Below are 25,467 nucleotides of genomic sequence, written 5' to 3'. Positions count from 1 at the left end.
ATTCAACCTTAACGCCAGCGGCAAAAGAAAAAGGCCGGATTAACCGGCCTCAGACTGACTCAGCGTTGCGATTATTTCTCGTGCAAGCCGAGTTTTTTCTCCAGATAGTGGATATTCGTTCCACCGTGCTGGAAGTTTTCGTCGGACATTATTTTCATCTGCAGTTCAACGTTGGTTTTGATACCGTCGATGATCAGTTCCGCCAGCGCATTTTTCATGCGAGCGATGGCCACGTCACGCGTTTCGCCATAGGTGATCAGCTTGCCGATCATGGAGTCGTAATAAGGCGGTACGGTGTAGCCTGAGTAAATATGCGACTCCCAGCGCACGCCAAAACCGCCTGGTGCGTGGAAGCGGGTGATTTTACCCGGACTTGGCAGGAAGGTGACCGGATCTTCGGCGTTGATACGGCACTCGACCGCATGTCCGCGAATGATCACTTCATCCTGTTTGATTGACAGTGGCTGACCGGCAGCAATGCGCAGCTGCTCTTTAATCAGGTCCACACCGGTAATCATCTCTGTCACCGGATGTTCAACCTGAATACGGGTGTTCATCTCGATGAAGTAGAACTCACCGTTTTCATACAGGAACTCGAAGGTGCCTGCGCCACGATAGCCAATCTCGATACAGGCTTTAGCACAGCGATTGCCGATGAAGCTACGCAGTTCCGGCGTGATGCCCGGGCCTGGCGCTTCTTCAACCACTTTCTGATGACGGCGCTGCATGGAGCAGTCACGTTCACCCAGATAGATCGCGTTACCCTGGCCGTCAGCCAGTACCTGAATCTCAATGTGGCGCGGATTCTCCAGATACTTTTCCATGTAAACCATGTCGTTGTTGAAAGCCGCTTTGGCTTCCGCTTTCGTCATGTTGATGGATTGTTCCAGTTCTTTGTCGCTGCGCACTACGCGCATACCGCGACCGCCGCCGCCGCCAGAGGCTTTGATGATGACCGGATAACCGATGCGTTTCGCAAAGGCGCGGTTTTTTTCCATGTCATCCGTCAGCGAGCCATCAGAACCCGGTACGGTTGGAACGCCTGCTTTCTTCATCGCGTTGATAGCAGAAACTTTGTCGCCCATCAGGCGAATGGTATCTGCTTTCGGGCCGATAAAGATAAAGCCGGAGCGCTCAACCTGCTCGGCAAAATCAGCATTCTCAGAGAGGAAGCCGTAGCCAGGGTGAATCGCCACCGCGCCGGTGATCTCTGCAGCAGAGATCAGGGCCGGGATGTTGAGGTAACTTTTTACTGACTGCGCCGGGCCGATGCAGACGGTTTCGTCTGCCAGCAGCACGTGCTTCAGGTCACGATCCGCGCTTGAGTGTACCGCAACAGTCTTGATGCCCAGTTCTTTACAGGCACGCAGAATGCGCAGCGCAATCTCACCACGGTTAGCAATAACAATTTTATCCAGCATGATCTGCCCCGTTACTCGATGATAACCAGTGGCTCGTCAAATTCGACCGGCTGACCGCTTTCAACCAGGATAGCTTTCACTACGCCTGATTTATCAGCTTCGATCTGGTTCATCATTTTCATGGCTTCGACGATGCACAAGGTGTCGCCGGCATTCACTTTCTGGCCAACTTCCACAAAGGCTTTCGCATCCGGGCTCGGCGTACGGTAGAAGGTGCCTACCATCGGTGAACGCACGATGTGACCGCTGATTTCAGCTGGTGCTGCTTCGGCAACCGCTGCAACAGGGGCAACGGCTGTCGCCAGCGCGGGCTGTTGAACCGGCGCAGCGTAAGCCTGCTGCATCATCGGGTAACCTGTGTTTGCAGGTGCACGGCTGATGCGAACGGACTCTTCACCTTCAGAGATTTCCAGCTCAGAAATGCCAGACTCTTCAACCAGTTCGATCAGTTTTTTAATTTTACGAATATCCATGAGTGGGGTTCCGTACTCAGTTTGATTAATTAGTGTGAGACAGGCGTTTTACTGCCGTTTGTAAAGCCCATGTGTAGCCGTCAGCGCCAAGCCCACAGATCACGCCAGCAGAAACATCAGAAAGATAGGAGTGATGACGGAAGGGCTCGCGGGCATGCACATTGGAAAGATGAACCTCGATAAACGGTATTGCTACCGCCAGCAGGGCATCACGCAGTGCGACACTGGTATGGGTAAACGCGGCAGGATTAATGATGATGTAATCCACATTGCCTTTGGCCTCATGAATGCGATCAATCAGCTGAAATTCAGCATTGGTTTGCAGGTGGCTTAACTCCACATTCAACTGGTCTGCCTGACGTGTCAAATCGTCAACGATCTGACGCAGCGTGGTGTGACCATACTTCTCAGGTTCACGTGTTCCCAACAGATTCAGGTTGGGCCCGTTCAAAAGCAGAATATGTAATTTATGCGCCATCGTGCTGCCATCTCCCGCAATCATTGAGGCATCGCGTAAAATACCTTGCGAATCTTCATTTGTCACCTTTCAGGCTAAAAAAGAAGACCCGACGAGCAATAAAGCCGGGCATTATATCCGTTTCGTGTCATTTCGCAGCAAAATACTGGTCTTATCTGCGAAGATGATCGGATGTGGCCTGCGGGCCACATCTTTTATCAGAAAACAGCAGAGGAAAACAACGGGGGAAGTACTAGCGCGGCCACCATTTAAGGAATTTTTTGTAACGCCAGGCTAACAGTATCGCAGCAAGCAAGGCATAGATAAGTGGCTGGGGGGACACCGTTTTCACTGACCAGATATAGTGGATAGGTACCAGAATCGCCACCAGGTAGACCGCGTTATGCAGGGTTTGCCAGCGCTTCCCGAGCCTGCGCTGAGCGCGCTGAAACGAGGTTACCGCCAGGGCCAGCAATATCAGCCAGCTGATAATTCCCAGCGTCAGATAAGGGCGGGAGATCAGCTCGCTGCCCAGCAGACGCAGATTGTCAACGCCCAGCTCCAGCAGGTAATAGCTCAGCAGATGAAGGGAAGCCCAGACAAACGTCCAGACGCCAAGCAGACGCCGGGTGCGAATTAACAGCGGCTGCCTGCCATAACGTGCCAGCGGTGAAACCAGCAGCGTACCCAACAGCAGTTTCAGCGCCATGCGGCCGGTAAAATGCTGAATATCTTTTGCCGGATCGGCGCTCAGACCACCCTGCATTGCGGCAAGAATCAGATAAACCAGCGGCAGCAGGGCTGCCAGATGCAGGATCACCTTGAGCCACATGATCTGTTTTATCGACAGGCGCACCACCTAATAATTCTCCCGTAAATCCATGCCACGGTAGAGCGACGCCACCTGGTCGGCGTAGCCGTTAAACAGCAGCGTTGGCTGATGTTCAACCTTCAGGCTGCCGCCAGGGCCGATAAACCGTTCGGTAGCCTGCGACCAGCGGGGATGATTAACGTGCGGATTCACATTGGCATAAAAACCATATTCATCTGCGGCAATCTGGTTCCAGGTGGTCGGTGGCTGATTCGCAGTCAGCGTGATTTTGACGATCGACTTGATACCTTTAAAGCCATATTTCCACGGTACCGTCAGGCGAATCGGTGCGCCATTCTGCGGCGGCAGCGCTTTGCCATAGACGCCGGTGGTCAGGATGGTCAATGGATGCATCGCTTCGTCCAGACGTAAACCTTCGACATAGGGATAATTAAGCCCACCGCCAATAAAGCGATCTTTCTGGCCCGGCATCTGCTCGGGATCGTACAGCGTCTGGAAGGCAACAAAACGCGCTTTGCTGGTGGGTTCTGCCAGCGAGAGCAACTTATTCAGCTCAAAGCCTATCCAGGGCACCACCATCGACCAGGCCTCCACGCAGCGCATGCGATAGATCCGTTGCTCCATGGCGAAGCGTTTAAAGATGTCATCCATGTCCAGGGTCACGGGCTTCGCCACTTCGCCATCGATAGTGAGTTTCCAGGGCTCTGTTTTCAGCGTGCCGGCATTGGCAGCCGGATCGGCCTTATCCAGCCCGAACTCATAGAAATTGTTGTAGCCGGAAACTTTATCCGCTGGCGTCAGCGTCAGGTCGGCCTGATATTGCGCCGGTTTGGTAAAATCCAGCGGACGGCCTGCTGGCGCGGGTGGGCGATCGTTACCTTTAAACCAGCTAAGAATATCGGCATTCGCCACGCCCGGCATACCCATCGCCGCAGCGCTCAGGCCCAGCGTTTTCAGCACCTGACGGCGCTTCATATTAAAGATGCTTTCCGGCGTTACGTCGGCTTCGGTCAGAGAGGGTATGCGTTTCATGGGGCTTCTCCAGAAGGATGTCATCAACCAGCATGATGACTATCGCTGATATCAGCCAGTTTCGCCCTCAAAATGTGAAATTTCCTGGCTGGCCTGTGCGATGAGAATGCGCTGAAAAGTGTCGGGATCAACGTCAGCCATGATATCCCGACGATATACTTCGGCTTCATGCGACTCGGCGCTGTCGGCAGCGGCAAATTATGCTATTTTGCTCGCGTTTTCGTCAGGCTGACGGTACAAAGTGGGGTGATCCGGTTATCACCGCAGCAATACAGGCACAGGGATGCGATTAACCACAAAATTATCTGCGTTTATTACCTTTCTAAGCCTGCTGGCGATGTCATTAATGCTGGCAGGCAGCGCATTCAGTGTTTTCTGGTTCAGTCATCAGCGGGTTGAACATCGGGCGCAGGTGCTGGCGACCGAACTGGATCAGGCAATGTTCACCGACACGCCAGAACAGCTGCATAACTGGCTCACGCGCATGATGCCAGTAATCAATGCCGAGCAGATTTCCGTTTACAGCGGCAGGCAGACTTTCCTCACCCTCTCCCGACACGAAAACCAGATGCTGGAAGACGAACCCAATCGTTTTCTTCAGGTTGATGTGCCTTTGATGCACCAGACCGGCTTACAGCTGCGGGTTGTCACGCTTGATCCTGCCAAAACCTGGCTGCGATCCATTACCGGAACCTATACGCTGTGCATTCTGTTTACCGTGCTGCTGGTGATGAGTCTGGTGTTGCTGGCGATACATCGCTGGCTCACTCGTCAGTGGCGTGGCATGGAGCATCTTGAAGCGCGGGCAGAGGCGATCATTCACGGCGAACGCGGTGTTGTGCCGAAACGGGTTGTGGATGAGTGGCCACCCAGGGCGAGCCGGGCGATGGATGTGTTGCTGGCAGATCTGCAGGAAGCGGGCGAACAGCGTCTGCGTATCGACACGCTGATCCGCACCTTTGCTGCGCAGGATGGACGCACCGGCCTTAACAACAGGCTGTTCTTTGATAACCAGCTCGCCACCCTGCTGGAAGATCAGGAAAATGTCGGCACCCACGGTGTGGTGATGATGGTGCGACTGCCCGATCTGGACACGATGAAAGATTCACTGGAGCCCGCGCTGGTTGAGGAATACCTGTTTAATTTCGTCAACATGCTCTCCACCTTTGTGCTGCGCTATCCCGGAGCCCTGCTGGCACGCTATTTTCGCAGTGATTTTGCCGTACTCCTGCCGCACCGCAGTCTCAAAGAAGCAAACAGTATTGCCGACCAGCTGATCAACGCTGTTGATTCTCTGCCGCCGATGCGGCAGGTCAATCGCGATGATCTGATCCACATCGGTATCACCGCATGGCACAGCGGGCAGACGGTCCTGCAGGTGATGGAAAATGCCGAGATGGCAACGCGACGGGCAGCACTGCTGGGGGGGAATAACTGGACCAATGGCGCAGGCAATCCTCAGGACGCCGGGCGGGGCAGTGTGCGCTGGCGAACCCTGCTGGAAAACACGCTTAGCCGTGGCGGCCCGCGGCTGTACCACAAGCCTACCGTAAATACCGAAGGTAAGGTGCAGCACCGGGTCATGCTGACCCGTATCTTTGACGGCGATAAAGAGGTGCTGGCCGCAGAATATATGCCGCTGGTGCAGCAGCTTGGCATGGCTGATGGCTGGGATCGTCAGCTGGTGACCCGTATTGCGGCACTCTCTGAACTCTGGCCGGAAGAGACGCTGGTAATGCCGGTGACCATTACCTCGCTTCTGCAACGTTCCTTTGTGCTCTGGCTGCAGAATATGCTGCTGCAGTGCCCGAAAGCGCAAAGAAAACGATTTTTATTTGAACTTGCCGAGGCAGATGTCTGTCAACACATCAACCAATTAGCGCCGGTTTTCCGTGCACTTAAGGCTTTTGGCTGTCGGGTCGCGGTGAATCAGGCGGGGTTAACCGTAGTCAGCAGCGCCTATATCCGGCAGCTGCCGCTGGAACTGATCAAGCTTGATGCCGGTCTGGTGCGCAACATTGAGCGGCGGACGGCAAATCAGCTGTTTGTGCAAAGTCTGCTGGAGGTCTGTAAGTCCACGGGCATTCAGGTGTTTGCCACCGGTGTTCGCACAAAAGCGGAGTGGCAGACATTAGTGGCGCTGGGTGTCGCAGGCGGGCAGGGCGACTTTTTTGCCCCTTCGCTTCCGGTTAACAGTAACGTGAAGAAGTATTCCCAACGTTACCGTATTTGATGATTTGCTGTCGTAATGACGGGAATTCACGGTTTTTTTAAAGGTTAAGCGCTATCTGAATCCCTGACCCTGGTGCCGGAAATGTTAAATTTTATGTCGGGCATGGTGAGGGAAAATAGCGTGAAAAGCAGTGCTGATGGCGTCTGGTCGCCATTCTGCTGTTGCGGATCGCCGGTTCAGATGACTTAAACGCAATCAGGCGTCTTTTTTCACCGAAGCAGAACGTTTTTGCGCCTTGTGGCAGCTTCGTGTGGTTGGTAAAGTAAGCGGATTTTATTTTCCGCCCCCAGCTTGCAGGATTATCCCTTAGTATGTTTAAAAAATTTCGTGGCATGTTTTCCAATGACTTGTCCATTGACCTGGGTACCGCGAATACCCTGATTTACGTAAAAGGACAGGGCATCGTGCTGAACGAGCCTTCCGTGGTTGCCATTCGACAGGATCGTGCCGGTTCGCCGAAAAGTGTCGCGGCCGTAGGTCATGACGCTAAACAGATGCTCGGCCGTACGCCAGGCAACATTGCAGCTATCCGTCCGATGAAAGATGGCGTTATCGCTGACTTCTTCGTGACCGAAAAGATGCTGCAGCACTTCATCAAGCAGGTTCACAGCAACAGCTTTATGCGTCCCAGCCCACGTGTGCTGGTCTGCGTACCCGTCGGCGCTACGCAGGTTGAACGTCGTGCGATTCGTGAATCCGCTCAGGGCGCTGGCGCGCGTGAAGTCTTTCTGATTGAAGAGCCGATGGCTGCCGCAATTGGTGCAGGCCTGCCCGTTTCGGAAGCGACCGGTTCAATGGTTGTTGATATTGGTGGCGGTACCACCGAAGTCGCGGTGATCTCCCTGAATGGTGTGGTTTACTCCTCATCAGTCCGTATTGGTGGCGATCGTTTCGATGAAGCTATTATTAATTATGTGCGTCGTAACTACGGTTCACTGATTGGTGAAGCGACCGCAGAACGTATTAAGCATGAGATCGGTTCAGCCTATCCGGGTGATGAAGTCCGTGAAATTGAAGTACGTGGCCGTAACCTGGCAGAAGGCGTACCACGTGGCTTCACGCTGAACTCCAACGAAATTCTGGAAGCGCTGCAGGAGCCGTTAACCGGCATCGTCAGCGCCGTGATGGTTGCTCTTGAGCAGTGTCCGCCTGAGCTGGCGTCAGATATTTCAGAGCGCGGCATGGTGCTGACCGGCGGTGGTGCGTTACTGCGCAACCTCGATCGTCTGCTGATGGAAGAGACGGGCATTCCGGTTGTGGTTGCTGAAGATCCGCTGACCTGTGTGGCTCGCGGTGGCGGCAAGGCGCTGGAAATGATCGACATGCATGGCGGCGATTTGTTCAGCGAAGAATAATTGCCTCAACCGGCTGAGAACGCAATGATCATGCAGGGGAGTAGCATGTGAACCGGCGAAATCTGTGCCGGTACAGTGCGTTCAGCCCAGGGAAGCACGGTGTTTTGCCGTCGCTTCCTCTCCTGTTGTCGAGGATCACGCAGATTATATGAAGCCGATTTTTAGCAGGGGCCCATCCCTGCAGTTGCGTCTTTTCCTGGCGGTCATCGTGGCTATTGCCATTATCATTGCCGACAGCCGGGTGAGCTCATTCACCCAAATACGCAACTATCTGGATACGTCGGTCAGTCCGTTTTACTTCCTGGCCAATGGGCCACGTCAGCTGCTGGATGGCGTGTCGGAGTCGCTGGCGTCGCGTCAGCAACTGGAGCAGGAAAACAAAGCGTTACGTCGTGAGCTCTTCCTGAAAAACAGTAACCTGCTAATGCTGGGGCAATATAAGCAGGAAAACGCACGCCTGCGTGAACTGCTGGGTTCACCGCTGCGTCAGGATGAGCAAAAGATGGTGACGCAGGTCATCTCCACCGGCACCGATCCTTACACCGACCAGGTGGTGATCGACAAAGGCAGCGTTAACGGTGTCTATGAAGGTCAGCCGGTTATCAGTGATAAAGGCGTCGTCGGTCAGGTTATCGCCGTCGGGCAACTTACCAGCCGTGTTCTGCTGATCTGTGATGCGTCACACGCTCTGCCTATTCAGGTGCTGCGTAATGACATTCGTGTGATTGCTGCAGGTAACGGCTGTACTGAAGATCTCCAGCTTGAGCATCTGCCGGGTAACACCGACATTCGGGTCGGCGATGTTCTGGTGACGTCTGGTATCGGTGGTCGTTTCCCTGAGGGGTATCCGGTGGGCGTGGTTTCCTCAGTGAAAGTGGACACCCAGCGCGCTTACACGGTGATTCAGGCGCATCCGACCGCCGGTCTGCAGCGTCTGCGCTATCTGCTGCTGCTGTGGGGCGCGGATCGCAACGGTGATATGCCGCTGCCGCAGGATGAAGTGCATCGCGTGGCGAATGAACGTCTGATGCAGATGATGCCGCAGGTCTTACCGCCAGCCGGGGAGATGGGCCCGCCAGCGCCTTCCGCACAGATGGGACCACCGGCCCCTTCAGGCGGCAGTAGCAGCGGACAGAGCAGCGGCTCCACGCGTTCACGCGGGGGCCAGCCTTGAGTCGATATCGCAGCCAGGGACGTTGGGTCATCTGGCTCTCTTTCCTGGTCGCGCTGATCCTGCAGATCATGCCGTGGCCGGATGAGATCTATATGTTCCGGCCCTCATGGCTGCTGTTGATCCTGATCTACTGGGTGCTTGCACTGCCGCACCGGGTCAATGTCGGTACCGGGTTTATGCTCGGTGCTATCATGGATCTGATTGCCGGATCTACCCTCGGCGTACGTGCGCTGGCGCTCAGTATCATCGCCTACCTGATTGCCTTTAAATTCCAGTTATTCCGCAACTTAGCGTTGTGGCAGCAAGCGCTAATGGTTATGGTGCTGTCACTGGCGATGGATGTGATTGTCTTCTGGGCAGAATTCCTGGTAATCAACGTTTCATTCCGACCTGAAATTTTCTGGAGCAGTGTCGTCGACGGTATTCTCTGGCCCTGGCTATTCTTACTCATGAGAAAAATTCGTCGTCAGTTCGCTGTTCAATAAGGAAATTTATGGTAACCCTCTATCTTGCTTCCGGTTCACCGCGTCGTCGTGAGCTGTTAACTCAACTTGGCCTGACCTTTGAGCGCATCGTGACTGACGTTGAAGAACAGCGTCAGCCGAATGAAGCGGCGGAGATCTATGTCCGCCGTCTGGCGAATGACAAAGCGCGGGCGGGTGTCAGACTGGCCGCGCAGGACCTGCCGGTGCTGGGCGCGGATACCATTGTGGTACTGAATGGCGACGTGCTGGAAAAACCACGCGATGCCGCCGATGCCCACGCGATGCTGCGTAAACTTTCCGGTCATACGCATCAGGTGATGACGGCGGTGGCGCTGGCCGACAGCCAGCAGACGCTGGATTGCGTCGTGACCACTGATGTGACATTCCGCACCTTAACCGGGCGCGACATCGACGACTATATTGCTACCGGCGAGCCGATGGATAAAGCGGGTGCATACGGTATTCAGGGCAGAGGAGGAAACTTTGTCCGCAAAATTAATGGAAGCTACCATGCAGTGGTCGGATTACCTCTGGTTGAGACAGCGGAGCTGATCAGCCATTTCCAGTCACTGCGTGCCGTAAGGGGTCAACATGACGGCTGAATTACTGGTTAACGTCACGCCTTCTGAAACACGCGTTGCCTATATTGACGGCGGCATCCTTCAGGAAATCCACATTGAGCGTGAAGCGCGGCGCGGCATTGTTGGCAATATTTACAAAGGAAGGGTAAGCCGTGTTCTGCCCGGCATGCAGGCCGCCTTTGTCGATATCGGCCTGGAAAAAGCGGCCTTTCTGCACGCTTCTGACATCATGCCGCATACTGAATGTGTGGCAGGTGACGAAAAGAAAAATTTCATCGTGCGCGATATCGCCGAACTGGTGCGTCAGGGGCAGGACCTGGTGGTGCAGGTCGTTAAAGATCCGCTTGGCACCAAAGGTGCCCGGCTGACCACGGATATTACCCTGCCTTCACGTTACCTGGTCTTTATGCCGGGGGCATCGCATGTCGGTGTCTCACAGCGCATTGAAAGTGAGAAAGAGCGCGACCGGCTGAAAGCGGTGGTGGCAGATTACTGTGACGATCTCGGCGGCTTTATTATCCGTACCGCTGCCGAGGGCATCGGGGAAGAGGAGCTGGCGCAGGACGCGGCTTTTCTCAAACGTCTCTGGACCAAAGTCAGCGAGCGTAAAAAGCGCAACCAGACCCGCTGCCTGCTCTACGGCGAGCTGGCGCTGGCTCAGCGAATATTGCGTGATTTTGCGGGCGCAGCACTGGATCGTATCCGGGTCGACTCCCGTCTGACCTGCGACATGCTGGTGGAATTTACCGGTGAATATATCCCGGAGATGGCCGGTAAACTGGAACTTTACAACGGTAAACAGCCTATTTTCGATCTCTTCGACGTCGAAAATGAGATTCAGCGCTCGCTGGATCGCAAAGTTGAACTAAAGTCAGGCGGTTATCTGATTATCGATCAGACCGAAGCAATGACCACTATCGACATCAATACCGGTGCATTTGTGGGCCATCGCAACCTTGATGAGACGATCTTTAACACCAATGTTGAGGCCACTCAGGCAATCGCCCGCCAGCTACGGCTGCGTAATCTGGGCGGCATCATCATTATCGACTTCATTGACATGAGCAATGAAGACCACCGACGCCGGGTGTTACATTCACTGGAAAGCGCGCTCAGCAAAGATCGGGTCAAAACCGGTATTAATGGTTTTTCGGCGCTGGGTCTGGTGGAGATGACGCGTAAGCGGACCCGTGAAAGCATTGAGCATGTTCTGTGCCAGGATTGCCCGGTCTGCAAAGGGCGTGGCACGCTGAAAACGGTTGAAACGGTCTGTTATGAAATCATGCGTGAGATTGTGCGGGTTCACCACGCGTATGATTCTGACCGTTTCCTGGTTTATGTGTCACCCACGGTGGGTGAGGCGTTAAAAACTGACGAGTCTCATGCGCTGGCTGAAGTTGAAATCTTTGTGGGTAAGCAGGTTAAAGTTCACGTTGAAGCGCTCTACACTCAGGAGCAGTTCGACGTGGTGATGATGTAACGTCAGCCCGTTACCGGTTTTACTGGTTGCCGGGCTGAATAAACGCCCTTGTTTGGGATAAAATGCGCGTTTTAACGCTTTTATCTGAAGACGGTCGGGTATGAGAACCAACTATCCGTCGTTTACGGAACACAAGGAGAGGCGTGAGTGAGGCAGTTGCCGAGGATTTTGTTACTGCTGGTCGCGGCAATCATCGTGATTGTCGCGCTGCTGGTCAGCGGATTGCGTCTGGTGATGCCGCATCTCGACAGCTATCGCAACAACCTTCTGCAATTCATTTCCGACAAAACGGATGTGCCGATCACCGCCAGTCAGTTACAGGGCAAATGGGAGAATTTCGGCCCGACCCTTCAGGTTCGTGACCTCAGCGTTGATCTGCATGAAAACGGCAAACTCACGATTAAACGCATCAATCTGGCGCTCGATGTCTGGCAGTCTCTGCTGCACTGGCGCTGGCAGTTCCGCGATCTGACCTTCTGGCAGTTGCACCTCGACACAAATCGTCCGCTGCTGGATAACGACAAAGAAAAAAACAGCTTCCGTCCGGCGCAGATCAACGAACTCTTCCTGCGCCAGTTTGACCACTTTGACCTGCGTGACAGCACCATCCGCTTCCGTACCCCCTCCGGCCAGCATGCTGAGCTGGCGATCCCGCGCCTCACCTGGGTCAATGAAGATAACCGCCACCGGGCTGAAGGCGAAGTCAGCCTGTCCAGCTTCACCGGCCAGCACGGCGTGGTTCAGGTGCGGCTCGATCTCAACGACAGCAACGGTTTACTGAATGATGGGCGCATCTGGATGCAGGCCGATGACGTCGACATGCGTCCGTGGCTGGGCCGCTGGATGCGCGACAATACCCGTCTGGACAGCGCCCGCTTCAGTCTCGCGGCCTGGGTTAACCTGCGCGATGGTGACATCTATGCTGGCGATCTGCTGCTGCGCAAGGGGGGAGCCAGCTGGCAGGGTGAGACCGGACGGCATCGCATCGAGGTCGATGGACTGACCGCGCATCTGTCACGCTTCCAGAATGGCTGGGTGGTCAATGTGCCGCAGACCCGGCTCAGTACCGACGGCCAGTCCTGGCCCGCCGGTCATTTTTCACTGTTATGGCGTCCTGAAGATAAGCAACTGCTGGGGCCGGATGGTCAGCAGGAAGTGCGGGTACGCGCCACACAGCTGGTGCTGAGCCATATTGCGCCCCTTGTTCCGCTGTTTGCGCCGCTCTCTCCGGCGCTGTTTGAAAACTGGCAGACGCTGCAGCCACAGGGCATCATCGAGGGCCTGGCGCTCGATATTCCATTGCAGCAGCCTGAAAAAACCCGCTTGCAGGTAAAATGGCGTGATTTCAGCTGGCAGCACTGGAAACTCTTGCCGGGCATCAGTCACCTGAGCGGAGAAGTGCGCGGCAGCCTGAACAACGGTCAGGTCAGCGTGGCGATGGGGGCCGCGACCGTACCTTATGGTGATATGTTTCAGGCACCGTTAGAGATCAAACGGGTGACCGGTGCGCTGCGCTGGCTGCGTGATGAACATGGCCTGACGCTGGCGGGCGAAAATCTTGATCTTGAGGCGCGATCGCTCTGGGCGCGCGGCGACTTCAGTTACCAGCAGAATAGCGGCAGTGAGCCCCGTCTGGATATTCTGGCGGGCATCCGGGTGACCGATGCTGGCGATGCGTGGCGCTATTTCCCGGTGCCTCTGATGGGTAACGGGCTGACGCACTATCTCAGTGGGGCCGTGAAGGGTGGCAGGGTGGATAACGCCACGTTGCTGTTTGCCGGTAATCCGGCGCTGTTCCCGTTCAAACACAATGATGGCATGTTCCAGGTCTGGGTGCCGCTTCGTCAGGCGACGTATGCGTTTCAGCCTGAATGGCCCGCGATCAGCAATCTCGATATCGACCTGAACTTCCTGAACGACGGTCTGTGGATGAACGCACCAGTGGCCAGACTGGGCGAGGTCGAGGCACGTAACGTCAGTGCGGTGATACCCGATTACCTGAAAGAGAAGCTGATCATTGATGGTGACATCAGGGGTGAAGGCCAGCAGATTGGTGACTATTTCCAGCAAACACCGCTTAAACCTTCACTGGGTGCCGCGCTGGAGCAGCTGGAAATCAAGGGCCGCGTCGGTGGCCACCTGAATCTGGACATTCCACTGGATGGCGAGCAGGTGCATGCCCGCGGTAATGTCGATCTGAACAACAACTCGCTGTTTATCAAGCCGTTAAAAACCACCATCAACGCGCTTTCGGGACGCTTCCGTTACGACAATGGCAATCTGGCCAGTGAGGATCTGCGGGCAAACTGGTTTGGTCAGCCGATGGGCGTCCGTTTCAGCACCCAGGAGAACCCGGATGACTTTGGCGTTAACGTCAAACTTCAGGGCGACTGGCAACCCGCTAAAATCAGCCAGATTCCGGCCGCCGTCAGCAGGCAGCTGGGCGGACATCTGCCGTGGCAGGGTGATGTTAATATTACGCTGCCTCATCACGGCGGGGCGCGTTATGACGTTGCGCTGAACGGTAATGCTAAAGAAGTGAGTAGTCACTTACCTGCACCGCTGGACAAAAAAGCCGGTGAGGCGATGCCAGTCACCATCCAGGCCAGCGGCGACCTGAACCATTTCGATCTCAGCGGCAGCGTGAAGGCGAACCACCGTTTTAACAGTCGCTGGTTGCTGGAGCCGACGCTGCGCGTAGATCGGGGTATCTGGCTGAATGATGCAGGGAAAACGCCTGCGCTACCCGATCATGAAGGCATGGTGCTGAACCTGCCTGCGCTGGATGGAGAGGCCTGGGTCGCGATGATGGCTGCCGGGGGTGCCACGGGCGGACGCGAATCAGCGGGAGGCGGTGACTTCCGGACCGGCGGCATTACGCTGCCAGGCAATATCACGCTGCACAGTCCGGCGGTCACGCTGGGCGGGCAGCAATGGCATGAGGTTAAGGCGACGCTGGCACAGCGTTCAGGCGGCAGTGGGGAGGTCAGCGTTAATGCGAAAGAGCTGCGCGGTGAACTGGCCATGGCCCCTAAAGCGCCGTGGCAGGTGAACCTGGATTACCTCTACTACAATCCGCAGTGGGATAACGACGCAGGCAAAGGCGGCAAACAGCCTTCTCAGCAAGCCACCCAGATTAACTTCAGCCAGTGGCCCGCCTTACAGCTGCGCTGTAAAGAGTGCTGGGTACTGGGCCAGAAATATGGTCAGGTATCCGCGACGCTGCAACCCAAAGGAGAGACGTTAGCGCTTACTAACGGTAAAGTGGATACTGGCAGCTCGCAGCTTAAAATTAACGGTGAGTGGGTTAACCGTCCGGGCGATCCGCGCACCTCACTGAAAGGTACGCTTAAGGGGCCGAATATTAATAACGCGACCAACTGGTTTGGCGTGAATACCCCGCTGCGCGATGCGCCCTTTGATATTGCCTACGACCTGCACTGGCGCTCTGCACCCTGGCAGCCTTCCGCAGAGACGCTGAGCGGCACCCTGAAAACCCACTTTGGCAAAGGCCAGATTGCGGATGTGAACACCGGCACGGCGGGGAAAATCCTGCGGCTGGTAAGCTTTGATGCACTGTTGCGCAAGCTGCGCTTCGACTTCAGCGATACCTTTACCAACTCTTTCTATTTCGATTCGATTAACGGCACCGCCTGGATCGAAAACGGCGTAATGCGCACCGATAACCTGCTGGTGGATGGGCTGGAAGCGGATATCGCGATGCAGGGGAATCTCGACCTGGTGAAGCGTCAGATCGATATGGAAGCGGTGGTTGCGCCTGAAATCTCAGCCTCTGTCGGTGTGGCGACCGCGTTTGCCATCAATCCGGTCATTGGCGCGGCAGTGTTTGCAGCCAGTAAAGTTCTGGGCCCCCTGTGGAACAAGATATCGCTGCTGCGTTATCACATCAGTGGCCCACTGGATAAACCGGAAATCAATGAAGTGCTGCGTAAACCGCGTGAAACAGACAACAAGTGAATTTGACGCCGTACCGGAATTACCGCAGGCTATGATTATCTGAGCACATAATGAGTGAGAAACGATGACTCTGAACCTGGTAAGTGAGCAGTTACTGACTGCTAACGGCATTAATCAGCAGGACCTATTTTCCCTGTTAGGGCAGCTTTCAGAACGTCGTCTGGATTATGCCGATCTCTATTTTCAGTCCAGCTTTCACGAGTCCTGGGTGCTGGAAGACAAAATCATTAAAGATGGCTCATACCATATCGATCAGGGCGTCGGCGTGCGTGCGGTCAGCGGCGAGAAAACCGGCTTCGCCTATGCCGACCAGATTACGCTGAATGCGCTGCGTCTCTCCTCTGAAGCAGCACGCAGCATCGTGCGCGAACAGGGAAATGGCAAGGCGCACACGCTGTCTGCCGTGATGAACCGTTCGCTCTATTCGACGGTGGATCCGCTGAGCAGCCTGACGCGTGAAGATAAGATTGCCCTGCTGCATCGCGTTGATAAAGTCGCTCGTGCGGCCGACCCGCGAGTGCAGGAAGTCAACGCCAGCCTGACCGGGGTTTATGAGCAGGTGCTGGTGGCCGCAACTGACGGTACGCTGGCGGCAGACGTTCGTCCGCTGGTTCGCCTCTCTATCAGCGTTCAGGTTGAAGATCAGGGCAAGCGTGAACGCGGCGCAAGCGGCGGCGGCGCACGAACCGGCTATGCGTTCTTCCTTGCAGATGAGAATGGCGAAGTCCGCGCTGACGCCTGGGCGCGTGAAGCGGTGCGCATGGCGCTGGTTAACCTCTCCGCTGTAGCGGCACCGGCCGGTGCGTTGCCGGTGGTGCTGGGTGCAGGCTGGCCGGGTGTACTGCTGCATGAAGCGGTGGGTCACGGTCTGGAAGGCGACTTCAACCGCCGTGGCACTTCCGTATTCAGCGGTAAAATCGGGCAGCAGGTTGCCTCTGAACTCTGTACCGTGGTGGATGACGGCACCCTTGAAGGGCTGCGCGGTTCACTGGCGGTGGATGATGAAGGCGTTCCCGGTCAGTACAATATGCTGATTGAGAATGGTGTGCTGAAAGGCTACATGCAGGACAAGCTGAACGCGCGACTGATGGGTGTCAGCCCGACCGGTAACGGACGTCGTGAATCCTATGCGCACCTGCCGATGCCGCGTATGACCAACACCTATATGCTGGCAGGCAAGTCATCGCCGCAGGATATCATTGAGAGCGTTGAGTATGGCATCTATGCGCCGAACTTTGGTGGCGGTCAGGTGGACATCACCTCCGGCAAATTTGTCTTCTCAACGTCAGAGGCTTATCTGATTGAGAAGGGCAAAATCACCAAACCGGTCAAAGGTGCCACGCTGATTGGCTCCGGCATTGAAGCGATGCAGCAGATCTCAATGGTGGGGAATGATCTTGCGCTGGATAAAGGCGTTGGCGTCTGCGGTAAAGAGGGCCAGAGCCTGCCGGTCGGGGTGGGTCAGCCAACCCTGAAGCTGGATAAACTGACCATCGGCGGCACCGCCTGATGTAACCGCAACAACAACCCGCCGCCTGGCGGGTTGTTAGCTTTTACGGTGCTGCTGATACTGTTCAGCCACCTGTTCAAAATAACCGGTCAGATAATCAATGCAGACCTGCACCTTAAGCGGCAACTTATCCTTTTCGGTATAGAGCGCATACACCGGACGCGGATCGGACTGATAGTGCGGAAACAGAATATCGATCTCGCCTGCGGTGATCTCCTCAATCACCCACATCATCGGCACATAGGCGATGCCATTACCCGACTTCAGCCAGCGGATCAGCGTCAGCGAATCATTGGTCACGAAACGTCCCTGCGGTGCCAGGCGGGTTACCAGACCTTCAGGTGCAATCAGCTCGAAATTGTTGTCGGGCCGGACGCTATATTCCAGCCAGGAAAAATTATCGATATCACCCGGTTTCTCCGGCGTGCCGTGCTGTGCCAGATAGCTTTTGGCCGCGCACACCACCATCGGCATCGCGCCAAGGCGACGTGAAAAGAGGCTGGAATCTTTTAGCGCGCCCACCCTGATGACCAGATCCAGACCATCGGCGATCAAATCCGGGGCCGGAACGCCGGTGACGAGATTCACACTCAATCCCGGATATTCCCGCAGCATATCGCTGGTCATACCCGCCAGCACGTTCTGCGCCATGGTCGAGGAGCTGCCAATACGCAACACGCCAATCGGTGTATTGTTAAACGCGTAGAGCTGCTCATGCACCTGCGTCGCTTCCGCCAGCATACGGCGGCAGCCCTGATAATAGATTTTGCCCGCTTCTGTCAGCCCGATACTGCGGGTACTGCGGTTCAGCAGCTTCACCTGCAATGCATCTTCCAGTTTCGCGACGATCTGGCTAATTGATGAGACGCTCAGATGAAGCTGACGCGCCGCCGCGGTAAACGAACCCAGTTCGACCACTCTGGCGAAGACAGACATACCTTTCAGTCGTTCCATTATTTACTCTGGCTTAAAAGTGATTTAGATCACATTCGGTAGAAAACGTATAGTCAGGCGCGTTATTATAAGCGCGCCGGGGTATTTCCCGGTGATTCTTCATTGCCTGATACCCTTCGATGATACGCTATTATTAAGCCAGCTGCGGTTCGGATAGCGCTGCCAGAAGGTTTTCCTGCGACATCTGAAGAGGCAACGAAGTATCCCGGCAAGGTCGAACTAAGGATTTGTGATGAGTGTGCTTCCGGTATTTGTCATGTTTGGGCTCTCTTTTCCGCCCGTTTTCATCGAATTGATTATTTCACTGATGCTGTTCTGGTTAGTGAAACGCGTGCTGACGCCGAGCGGTATCTACGATCTTGTCTGGCATCCGGCACTTTTTAATACAGCGCTTTACTGCTGTGTGTTTTACCTTGTCTCCCGTTTATTAGTCTGAGGTTGAAGTGAAAGCACTCATAAGAAAAATCGCGCGCTACGCGATCACCATCCTGCTGGTCATCATTGCCGTGGTCATTATCTTCCGCGCCTGGGTGTTCTACACCGAATCACCCTGGACGCGTGATGCACGCTTTGCGGCTGATGTGGTAGCGATCTCGCCTGACGTTACCGGTCTGATTACCGAGGTTCCGGTACACGACAACCAGCTGGTGAAGAAGGGCGATACGCTGTTTGTGGTTGATCGGCCGCGCTATCAAAAAGCGCTGGAGCAGGCACAGGCGGATGTTGAATATTATCAGGCACTGGTGAGTGAGAAGCGTCGCGAAGCGGGACGCCGCAACCAGCTTGGCACCTCAGCCATGTCGCGTGAGGCGATCGAGCAATCCAACAACGATCTGCAGACCAGCGAGCATCAGCTGGCAAAATCAGTGGCGACACGCGATCTGGCGAAGATCGATCTTGAGCGTACCACTGTAACTGCGCCCTCGGATGGCTGGGTCACCAACCTCAACGTTTACCAGGGTGAGTTTATTACCCGCGGTTCTGTGGCAGTGGCGCTGGTTCAGCAGCACTCCTTCTATGTGCTGGCTTACCTGGAAGAGACCAAGCTGCACGGTGTTGAGAAGGGCTTCCGTGCGGAAGTGACCCCACTTGGCAGCAACATTGTGCTGCGCGGCACGGTGGACAGTGTGGCAGCGGGAGTCACCAACAGCAGCAGCTCGGTCGACAGCAAAGGGATGGCGACGGTGGATTCCAACCTGGAGTGGGTTCGTCTGGCACAACGGGTGCCGGTGCGCATCCGGCTTGACCAGCAGCCCGGCAATCGCTTCCCGGCAGGCACCACGGCGACAGTGGTCATCACCGGTCAGGCCGATCGCCAGCCTGAACAGGTTTCACCCATGAGCCGACTGTTTAATCGCCTGCGTGAGTTTGGTTAAGAGGGCGATATGATTGAGTTTCTGCGTTTCCCGGTAAAGCTTACCTTCGCGCTGGTGCTGGCGCTGATGGTGGGTTTTCATTTTAATCTCGAAACACCGCGCTGGGCGGTGATGACCGCCGGTATCGTGGCCGGTGGCACCGCTTTTGCGGCCGGCGGCGATCCCTATTCCGGGGCGCTGCGCTACCGCGGTGTTTTGCGTATTATCGGGACATTTATCGGCTGTATCGCTGCGCTGACTATCATGATCGCCACTGTGCGTGCGCCGGTCGTGATGCTGCTGCTGTGCTGCATCTGGGCAGGACTCTGCGTCTGGCTCTCTTCACTCATCAGGGTTGAAAACTCCTACGCACTGGGACTGGCGGGCTACACCGCGCTGATTATTGTGGTAACAGCCAACGCCAGCGGCGGTCTGACGCTGGTGCCTCAGTATGCGGTAGAGCGCTGCAGTGAAATCGTACTCGGCATTCTGTGTGCCATTCTGGCCGATATGATCTTCTCGCCACGTTCGATTAAAAAGGTTATCGACGCTGAAGTCGATTCGCTGCTGGTGGCCCACTACCAGCTGCTGCAACTCTGCGTCGCCCATGAAGATAAAGAAGAGGTCGATAAAGCCTGGAGTGCGCTGGTACGGCGTACCACGGCGCTGAACAGCATGCGCAGCCAGCTGATGATGGAGTCGTCACGCTGGAAGAACAGCAACCGCCGTCTGCAGATGCTCAACACCCTGTCGCTGACGCTGATTACGCAGGCCGCCGAAACTTTTCTGATCCAGAATTCCCGCCCGGACTACATCCCGCCCCAGTACCGGCTGATGATTGAAAAGCCAGCCTCAACGGTTGAAGAGGTGCATAAGCGCATGAAAGTGATGCGGCGGGTAATGGGTGCCAGTGGCAAATCAACGCCGGTGACCCTGACCAGCTGGGTCGGTGCCGCCACTGAATATCTGCTGCTGCTCAAAGGGATTAAAAGCAACAGCCGGATTACCTCACTGGAAGAGGAGATTCTGCAGCGCGAAGTGGTTATTCAGGCGCGTTCTGCTGAAACACATCATGCGATGATCAACGGTATCCGCACCTTCGTTGCGACCGCGCTGGGTTCGCTGTTCTGGCTCTACACGGGCTGGACGTCGGGCAGTGGCTGTATGGTGATGCTGGCCGTCATTACCGCACTGGCGATGCGTATGCCTAATCCGCTGATGATGGCCAAAGATTTTCTCTACGGCATGACGGTCGCGGTTCCGCTGGGTGCGCTCTACTTTATGTATATCCTTCCCGGCACGCAGCAGAGTGCGCTATTGCTCTGCATCGCTATTGGCATACTGGGTTTTATCGGCGGCATCTTCATTCAGCGGCGTCAGCTCGGCACGCTGGGCGCATTGATTGGGACGCTCAACGTGTTGGTTCTCGATAATCCGATGGAATTTCACATTAACGTCTTCCTCGACAATGTGCTCGGTCAGGTTATCGGCTGCTTTGTGGCGATGATGGTCATTCTGCTGATTCGTGATAAATCGAAAGCGCGCACCGGCCGCAAGCTGCTGAACCGCTTTATGTATGCGGCTGTGTCGGCCATGACCACCAATCAGGCGCGTCGACGTGAAAATCATCTTCCGGCGCTCTATCAGCAACTGTTTCTGCTGCTGAACCTGTTTCCGGGGGATATCAATAAATATCGCATTGCCCTGACGCTGATCATCGGTCATCAGCGGTTACGCGATGCGGAAGTGCCCGTAAACGCCGACCTCTCTGCGTATCACCGACAGTTGCGTTACACCGCTGACCGGGTGATCTCCGCCAGCAGCGACGACAAGCGCCGGTACTACTTTGAACGTCTGCTGAAGGAGCTGGATGTCTATCAGGAAAAACTGGTCCATTACGAGGCACCCGTCAGCGTAACAGAGCCGGTAAAACGGCTGGCGACGATGCTGGATAAGTACCAGAACACGCTCATCCAAATCTGAATCTGGCCGCTGCGGCCTGCAGCGGCCTGTCCAATCCCCGCCCATCACAAAATCTGTCGCTTTTGCCAACTATACTCTCCAGACGGAAGAGCAAAACTGACAGGAGCGAATCAATGAAATCACTGCAAGAGAGCGAACTGTTCCACACCGGTTATTTCGCGGACGGACAGTGGCATCAGGCGGCCTCCACCTTTGACGTGACCAATCCGGCGACCGGTGAGGTGATTGCACAGGTCGCAAAAGCCGGTAAAGCGGAAACGGAACAGGCTATTGCCGCCGCGGAGCGCGCCTTTCCCGCCTGGCGGGCGCAGACGGCAAAAGCGCGCGCTGAAATTCTTACGCGCTGGTACCAGCTGATCATTGAGAACAAGCGCTGGCTGGGACAGCTGATGACGACCGAACAGGGCAAGCCCCTGAAAGAGGCTGAAGGAGAAGTGGAATACGCCGCCAGTTTCATTCAGTGGTTTGCCGAGCAGGCAAAACGGGCTAACGGCGAGATCATTCCGCCAGCAAAACCCGGTTCCCGTATTCTGGCCACCCGCGAGCCGATTGGCGTTGTCGCCGCCATCACGCCGTGGAATTTCCCGATGGCGATGCTCACCCGTAAGCTGGGGCCAGCCCTGGCTGCGGGCTGCACCGGCATCATCAAACTTGCCAATAACACGCCACTCTCTGCCTTTGCCCTGGTGGCGCTGGCGAAGCAGGCGGGAGTGCCTGATGGCGTACTGAACGCAGTAGCGGGTGATACTCATGCCATCAGCGATGCGATTATGGCCAGCAAAGCGGTGCGTAAAATCTCGTTCACCGGCTCGACGCAGGTGGGCAAGCTGCTGATGCGTAATGCCGCCGACACCATGAAAAAAGTGTCGATGGAGCTGGGAGGGAATGCTCCCTACATCGTGTTTGAGGATGCCGACATTGATGCCGCCGTGCAGGGTGCGATTGCCAACAAATTTCGTAATGCGGGCCAGGTGTGCGTCAGCGTGAACCGTTTCTACATTCATAACGCCATCTACGACCGCTTCACTCAGCAACTGGCCGCCGAAGTGAACAGGCTTAAGGTAGGTAACGGCATGGACGAGGGGGTGATTGTCGGACCATTGATTGAAGCGTCGGCGGTGGAAAAGGTGGAGCAGCATGTTAATGACGCCGTCGCGAAAGGCGGCAAATTACTGGCGGGTGGCGAACGCCATGCGCTGGGCGGCAACTTCTGGCAGCCAACCGTGATTACCGAGGCGCATGAAGGCATGCAGCTCGCGCAGGAAGAGACCTTTGGGCCGGTGGCCGCCTGTTTCCGCTTTGATGACGAAGAGGATGTCATCCGCCGCGCTAACGCCACGCCGTTTGGCCTCGCCGCTTACTTTTATACCCAGAATCTGCAACGGGTGTTCCGCGTGTCAGCCGCGCTGGAAAGCGGCATGATCGGCATTAACGAATGTGCCGTCTCAACTGAGCTGGCACCATTTGGTGGTGTGAAAGAGTCTGGTCTGGGCCGTGAAGGTTCAGTCCTTGGCATGGAAGAGTATCTGGAGGTCAAAACGCTGCACCTGGGCGGTTTGAACTAACCGACACGAACGGGCGGCGAACGTCGCCCGCAGACGGAGCATGGGAGCCGTCAGCATGAAAATCGAGCGTTTTGATTTTAATGAAATAGTCGATCAGTCCCATTTCTTTCGCCAGTTCAGCGAGCGATTTGCACTGGAGGAGCGCCGCATCTGCGATCTGGATGGATTGTGGGATGTCGTGACAGGGGCGTTGTTGCCGATGCCGCTGGAGATTGAATTTGTCAACCTGGGCAGGGGGCAGCGAAGGCGCTATGGCGCACTGATACTGTTATTTGATGAGGCAGAAGAGGAGCTGGAAGGTCAGCTTCACTTTAATGTCAGATAAATCATCAGATGAAAAAAGGCCCCGGCGAGCGGGGCCAAAGGGTTCGTCATGAAGCTGACGAGGAGTTACTTATAAAGCTGTGCGGTGATGTGATAGTTATCACCGGTGCGCGCTTCAATCACTTTGTAGGCGCTGGCACCCTGTTCATCCGCTTTCTGTGAAAGCTCAGCGCGGTAATCCATTGGCGATCCCGCGGTTCCACTGATGGTCACGGTGCCCGCAGGCTGCAGGTTTTGCGTCTGGTCGCCGGTTACCAGCTGTGCGGCAGATGCGCCGAACGCCATAACGGAAAGCAGACTGACTGTAGCGATGGTTGTTTTGATATTCATGATTATCTCCTCAATACATTCAACAACCTGCGGTTAATCGTCACGGGCGGGTCGTCGGAATGTTTTGATGCCATTCAGGCATCATCACGGTTAATTATTTATAAAGCTCAGCGGTAACGTGCCAGGTGTTATCCTGGTTATTTTCAATGATGCGGTAGTGGCTGGCACCCTGCGCATCCGCTTTCTCAGACAGCACCTGACGAATATGGGTCTGGTCACCATTACGTCCACCAATGCTGATGGTCTGATTCATTGACTGCAGGCCCTGTGCCTGTTCATTGGATACCAGGCTGGCGGCACTGGCACCCACAGAGAACAGGGAGGCCAGGCCCAGTACAGCAATCGCTAATTTCGTTTTCATGGTTAACTCTCCTGAATTTTTTGCTTTAGCTCTCCGGAGCGCAAAAGGGCGCGTCAGACAGAAAGCCACTGGCATTATCGGGTTACGCCTTAGTTATACAGCGCAGCGGTAGCGTGATAATTGCCGTTGTTATAGGCCTCGATCACGCGATAGGCTTTTGCACCCTGCTGATCGGCTTTGTCGCTAAGTTTCTGTTTGATGTCCATCGGTGAACCGGCTACGCCGCTGACACTGATGGTGCCGACAGCCTGCAGATTCTGTGCCTGAGAAGCATTAATAGATTCTGCTGCTACAGCACCGAATGAAAGGGCAGAAAGAATGCTCAGGGTAGCGATGGTAGTTTTTACGTTCATAGATATTTCCTCGTCGTCTATTTTTATCTTTTTAGTTAGTGTGATTTGCATCACGAAAAGAAGTATAGAACTAATAACGATAGAAATTAATACCCCGCTAATAATGTTTTTTTGTGATTCTTTATCCTTATGGCTACTTTTAATAACTTAACGTTATAAAAAACGGGTGAAAAATAGCCTTTGGCCTGTTTTTAATCAGAAAAACAGTGAGATAGATCACTTTAACGTTTAGTGCGAAAGTCAGGGGTGTATCGGACTGGAGTTTGATTTGGATCCGGGCAATGGTGCCGCATCACTGGTGTAAAGCAGTGTAAAATAGCGCGAAAGGTTAAGCAGGGTAAGCGATCTGACCAGTGAACTCTGCGATTAAGAGGCTTGCTGGTGATGTGAAAGCGAGCCAGATGGCTCAATGCTGAACGGGGAAAATGCGCTGACGACCTGGCGCAGAATGACCGGTCGTCAGTTAACGATCAGAGTTCCTGTTCAAACAGGTTAAGAATGGCGCTGTGCAGTTGTTTAACCGTGAAGTCGCGAGCACGCGTTATAAAGATCGTGTCATCGCCAGCAATGGTGCCCAGAATTCCTTCCGATTTACCCAGTGAATCCAGCAGACGTGCAATCAACTGTGCTGCGCCCGGACTGGTATGAATCACCACCAGTGCATCGTTGTAGTCGATATCGAGTACCAGATTTTTTAACGGGCTGGTCGTGGTTGGCACACCCAATTCAGCAGGCAGGCAATAGACCATCTCCATCTTGGCATTCCGGGTGCGCACTGCACCAAACTTGGTCAGCATCCGCGAGACTTTGGACTGATTGATATTTTCAAAGCCCTCATCCTGAAGTGCCTGAACGATTTCGCCCTGGGAACTGAATTTTTCTTCTTTTAATAAGGCCTTGAAAGCCTTGATCAGATCGTCTTGTTTCGATGGGTTTCGCATAGGTTACCAATAAATAGAGAGAATAACCGCGCATCCGCCCGCGGCAGAGTGGTGATTATGCATTTAAATGCATTTTTATGCAATCGGTCGATTGATGAGCAGAGTTCGGGCGGCTAGCGGGCGGCGATAATAGCAAATAAATCCGCTCAGACCAAAACCCCCGTCACAGCCCCGAAAGGCGAAGGTTGCAAAGTTGTTATATTATTGATGGTGTAGTATCAGATGTAGTAACAGAAAACGCACACAGCCGTTCTCTGTCTGACGACGGCAAAGTTGTCGGTCATTCAGGC

The 25,467-nt window shown here is 55.0% G+C and carries 23 protein-coding genes; 13 read left to right on the top strand and 10 right to left on the bottom strand.

Going from position 1 to position 25,467, the window contains the following annotated elements; genetic code table 11:
* Nucleotides 1-71: 71 nt before the first annotated feature.
* From accC to msrP, 5 genes are all read right to left on the bottom strand, one after another.
* Nucleotides 72-1,421 (bottom strand): acetyl-CoA carboxylase biotin carboxylase subunit, encoded by a 1,350-nt coding sequence (gene accC / locus N5J69_RS14465; RefSeq protein ID WP_279771194.1) that lies wholly within the window; start codon nt 1,419-1,421, stop codon nt 72-74.
* A gap of 11 nt (nt 1,422-1,432) precedes the next feature.
* A complete protein-coding gene (gene accB / locus N5J69_RS14460) occupies nt 1,433-1,894 on the bottom strand; it encodes an acetyl-CoA carboxylase biotin carboxyl carrier protein (RefSeq protein ID WP_279771193.1) in 462 nt (153 codons plus the stop codon).
* A 25-nt stretch (nt 1,895-1,919) separates the two neighbouring features.
* The gene (aroQ, locus tag N5J69_RS14455; RefSeq protein ID WP_279771192.1) at nt 1,920-2,372 is read right to left on the bottom strand and encodes a type II 3-dehydroquinate dehydratase; all 453 of its coding nucleotides are present in this window, start codon (nt 2,370-2,372) and stop codon (nt 1,920-1,922) included.
* Nucleotides 2,373-2,604: 232 nt separating this feature from the next.
* Nucleotides 2,605-3,207 carry a protein-methionine-sulfoxide reductase heme-binding subunit MsrQ gene (gene msrQ / locus N5J69_RS14450; protein WP_279771191.1) on the bottom strand — a complete coding sequence of 201 codons (603 nt, stop codon included), beginning with the start codon at nt 3,205-3,207 and terminating at the stop codon, nt 2,605-2,607.
* A gap of 3 nt (nt 3,208-3,210) precedes the next feature.
* Nucleotides 3,211-4,215, bottom strand: coding sequence for a protein-methionine-sulfoxide reductase catalytic subunit MsrP (msrP, locus tag N5J69_RS14445; protein WP_279771190.1), 1,005 nt, complete (start codon nt 4,213-4,215; stop codon nt 3,211-3,213).
* A gap of 283 nt (nt 4,216-4,498) precedes the next feature.
* On the opposite strand from msrP, the gene csrD reads away from it, so the two are divergent.
* The 8 genes from csrD (at nt 4,499) to tldD (ending at nt 17,011) form a co-directional block, all read left to right on the top strand.
* Nucleotides 4,499-6,448 (top strand): RNase E specificity factor CsrD, encoded by a 1,950-nt coding sequence (gene csrD, locus N5J69_RS14440; RefSeq protein WP_279771188.1) that lies wholly within the window; start codon nt 4,499-4,501, stop codon nt 6,446-6,448.
* Between the two features lie 311 nt (nt 6,449-6,759).
* Nucleotides 6,760-7,803, top strand: coding sequence for a rod shape-determining protein MreB (gene mreB / locus N5J69_RS14435; protein WP_003855260.1), 1,044 nt, complete (start codon nt 6,760-6,762; stop codon nt 7,801-7,803).
* Between the two features lie 148 nt (nt 7,804-7,951).
* Nucleotides 7,952-8,977 carry a rod shape-determining protein MreC gene (mreC, locus tag N5J69_RS14430; protein WP_279771187.1) on the top strand — a complete coding sequence of 342 codons (1,026 nt, stop codon included), beginning with the start codon at nt 7,952-7,954 and terminating at the stop codon, nt 8,975-8,977.
* Nucleotides 8,974-9,462 carry a rod shape-determining protein MreD gene (mreD, locus tag N5J69_RS14425; protein ID WP_009087513.1) on the top strand — a complete coding sequence of 163 codons (489 nt, stop codon included), beginning with the start codon at nt 8,974-8,976 and terminating at the stop codon, nt 9,460-9,462. The genes mreC and mreD overlap by 4 nt, the downstream gene beginning before the upstream one ends.
* Nucleotides 9,463-9,470: 8 nt before the next feature.
* A complete protein-coding gene (locus N5J69_RS14420) occupies nt 9,471-10,064 on the top strand; it encodes a Maf family protein (RefSeq protein ID WP_279771186.1) in 594 nt (197 codons plus the stop codon).
* The gene (gene rng, locus N5J69_RS14415; RefSeq protein WP_003855268.1) at nt 10,054-11,523 is read left to right on the top strand and encodes a ribonuclease G; all 1,470 of its coding nucleotides are present in this window, start codon (nt 10,054-10,056) and stop codon (nt 11,521-11,523) included. Before N5J69_RS14420 ends, rng begins: the two co-directional genes overlap by 11 nt.
* Before the next feature lie 147 nt (nt 11,524-11,670).
* A complete protein-coding gene (gene yhdP / locus N5J69_RS14410; RefSeq protein ID WP_279771184.1) occupies nt 11,671-15,501 on the top strand; it encodes an AsmA2 domain-containing protein YhdP in 3,831 nt (1,276 codons plus the stop codon).
* 64 nt (nt 15,502-15,565) lie between these two features.
* Nucleotides 15,566-17,011 (top strand): metalloprotease TldD, encoded by a 1,446-nt coding sequence (gene tldD, locus N5J69_RS14405; protein WP_279771183.1) that lies wholly within the window; start codon nt 15,566-15,568, stop codon nt 17,009-17,011.
* A 36-nt stretch (nt 17,012-17,047) separates the two neighbouring features.
* Here the strand turns inward: tldD and aaeR are convergent, their stop codons facing one another.
* Complete coding sequence (gene aaeR / locus N5J69_RS14400; protein WP_279771182.1) at nt 17,048-17,965, bottom strand: HTH-type transcriptional activator AaeR; 918 nt, start codon at nt 17,963-17,965, stop codon at nt 17,048-17,050.
* Between the two features lie 232 nt (nt 17,966-18,197).
* Between aaeR and aaeX the strand changes: the two genes are divergently transcribed.
* The 5 genes from aaeX (at nt 18,198) to N5J69_RS14375 (ending at nt 23,193) form a co-directional block, all read left to right on the top strand.
* Nucleotides 18,198-18,401 carry a p-hydroxybenzoic acid efflux pump operon protein AaeX gene (gene aaeX / locus N5J69_RS14395; protein WP_003855277.1) on the top strand — a complete coding sequence of 68 codons (204 nt, stop codon included), beginning with the start codon at nt 18,198-18,200 and terminating at the stop codon, nt 18,399-18,401.
* 7 nt (nt 18,402-18,408) lie between these two features.
* Nucleotides 18,409-19,341 carry a p-hydroxybenzoic acid efflux pump subunit AaeA gene (gene aaeA / locus N5J69_RS14390; protein WP_279771181.1) on the top strand — a complete coding sequence of 311 codons (933 nt, stop codon included), beginning with the start codon at nt 18,409-18,411 and terminating at the stop codon, nt 19,339-19,341.
* Between the two features lie 9 nt (nt 19,342-19,350).
* Nucleotides 19,351-21,303: a p-hydroxybenzoic acid efflux pump subunit AaeB gene (gene aaeB, locus N5J69_RS14385; RefSeq protein WP_279771180.1), complete on the top strand. Its 1,953-nt coding sequence runs from the start codon at nt 19,351-19,353 to the stop codon at nt 21,301-21,303.
* Between the two features lie 113 nt (nt 21,304-21,416).
* Entirely contained in the window at nt 21,417-22,868 is a 1,452-nt protein-coding gene (locus N5J69_RS14380; RefSeq protein ID WP_279771179.1) for an NAD-dependent succinate-semialdehyde dehydrogenase, read from the top strand.
* Nucleotides 22,869-22,923: 55 nt separating this feature from the next.
* On the top strand, nt 22,924-23,193 hold the full coding sequence (locus tag N5J69_RS14375) for a hypothetical protein (protein WP_279771178.1): 270 nt from the start codon (nt 22,924-22,926) through the stop codon (nt 23,191-23,193).
* A 65-nt stretch (nt 23,194-23,258) separates the two neighbouring features.
* Here N5J69_RS14375 and yhcN (N5J69_RS14370) read toward each other — a convergent pair whose 3' ends face one another.
* From yhcN (N5J69_RS14370) to argR, 4 genes are all read right to left on the bottom strand, one after another.
* A complete protein-coding gene (gene yhcN, locus N5J69_RS14370) occupies nt 23,259-23,522 on the bottom strand; it encodes a peroxide/acid stress response protein YhcN (protein WP_010256072.1) in 264 nt (87 codons plus the stop codon).
* 94 nt (nt 23,523-23,616) lie between these two features.
* Nucleotides 23,617-23,883: a YdgH/BhsA/McbA-like domain containing protein gene (locus tag N5J69_RS14365; protein ID WP_279771176.1), complete on the bottom strand. Its 267-nt coding sequence runs from the start codon at nt 23,881-23,883 to the stop codon at nt 23,617-23,619.
* 89 nt (nt 23,884-23,972) lie between these two features.
* Nucleotides 23,973-24,236: a peroxide/acid stress response protein YhcN gene (yhcN, locus tag N5J69_RS14360; RefSeq protein WP_279771175.1), complete on the bottom strand. Its 264-nt coding sequence runs from the start codon at nt 24,234-24,236 to the stop codon at nt 23,973-23,975.
* Between the two features lie 470 nt (nt 24,237-24,706).
* Nucleotides 24,707-25,177, bottom strand: a complete 471-nt coding sequence (argR, locus tag N5J69_RS14355; protein ID WP_009087485.1) for a transcriptional regulator ArgR — start codon at nt 25,175-25,177, stop codon at nt 24,707-24,709.
* Between the last annotated feature and the right edge of the window lie 290 nt (nt 25,178-25,467).

The organism is Pantoea sp. GD03673, from assembly GCF_029844725.1.
GTDB lineage: Bacteria > Pseudomonadota > Gammaproteobacteria > Enterobacterales > Enterobacteriaceae > Pantoea.
Note: the sequence above shows the minus strand (reverse complement) of the source record. Positions and strands in the feature narration are given on the sequence as shown.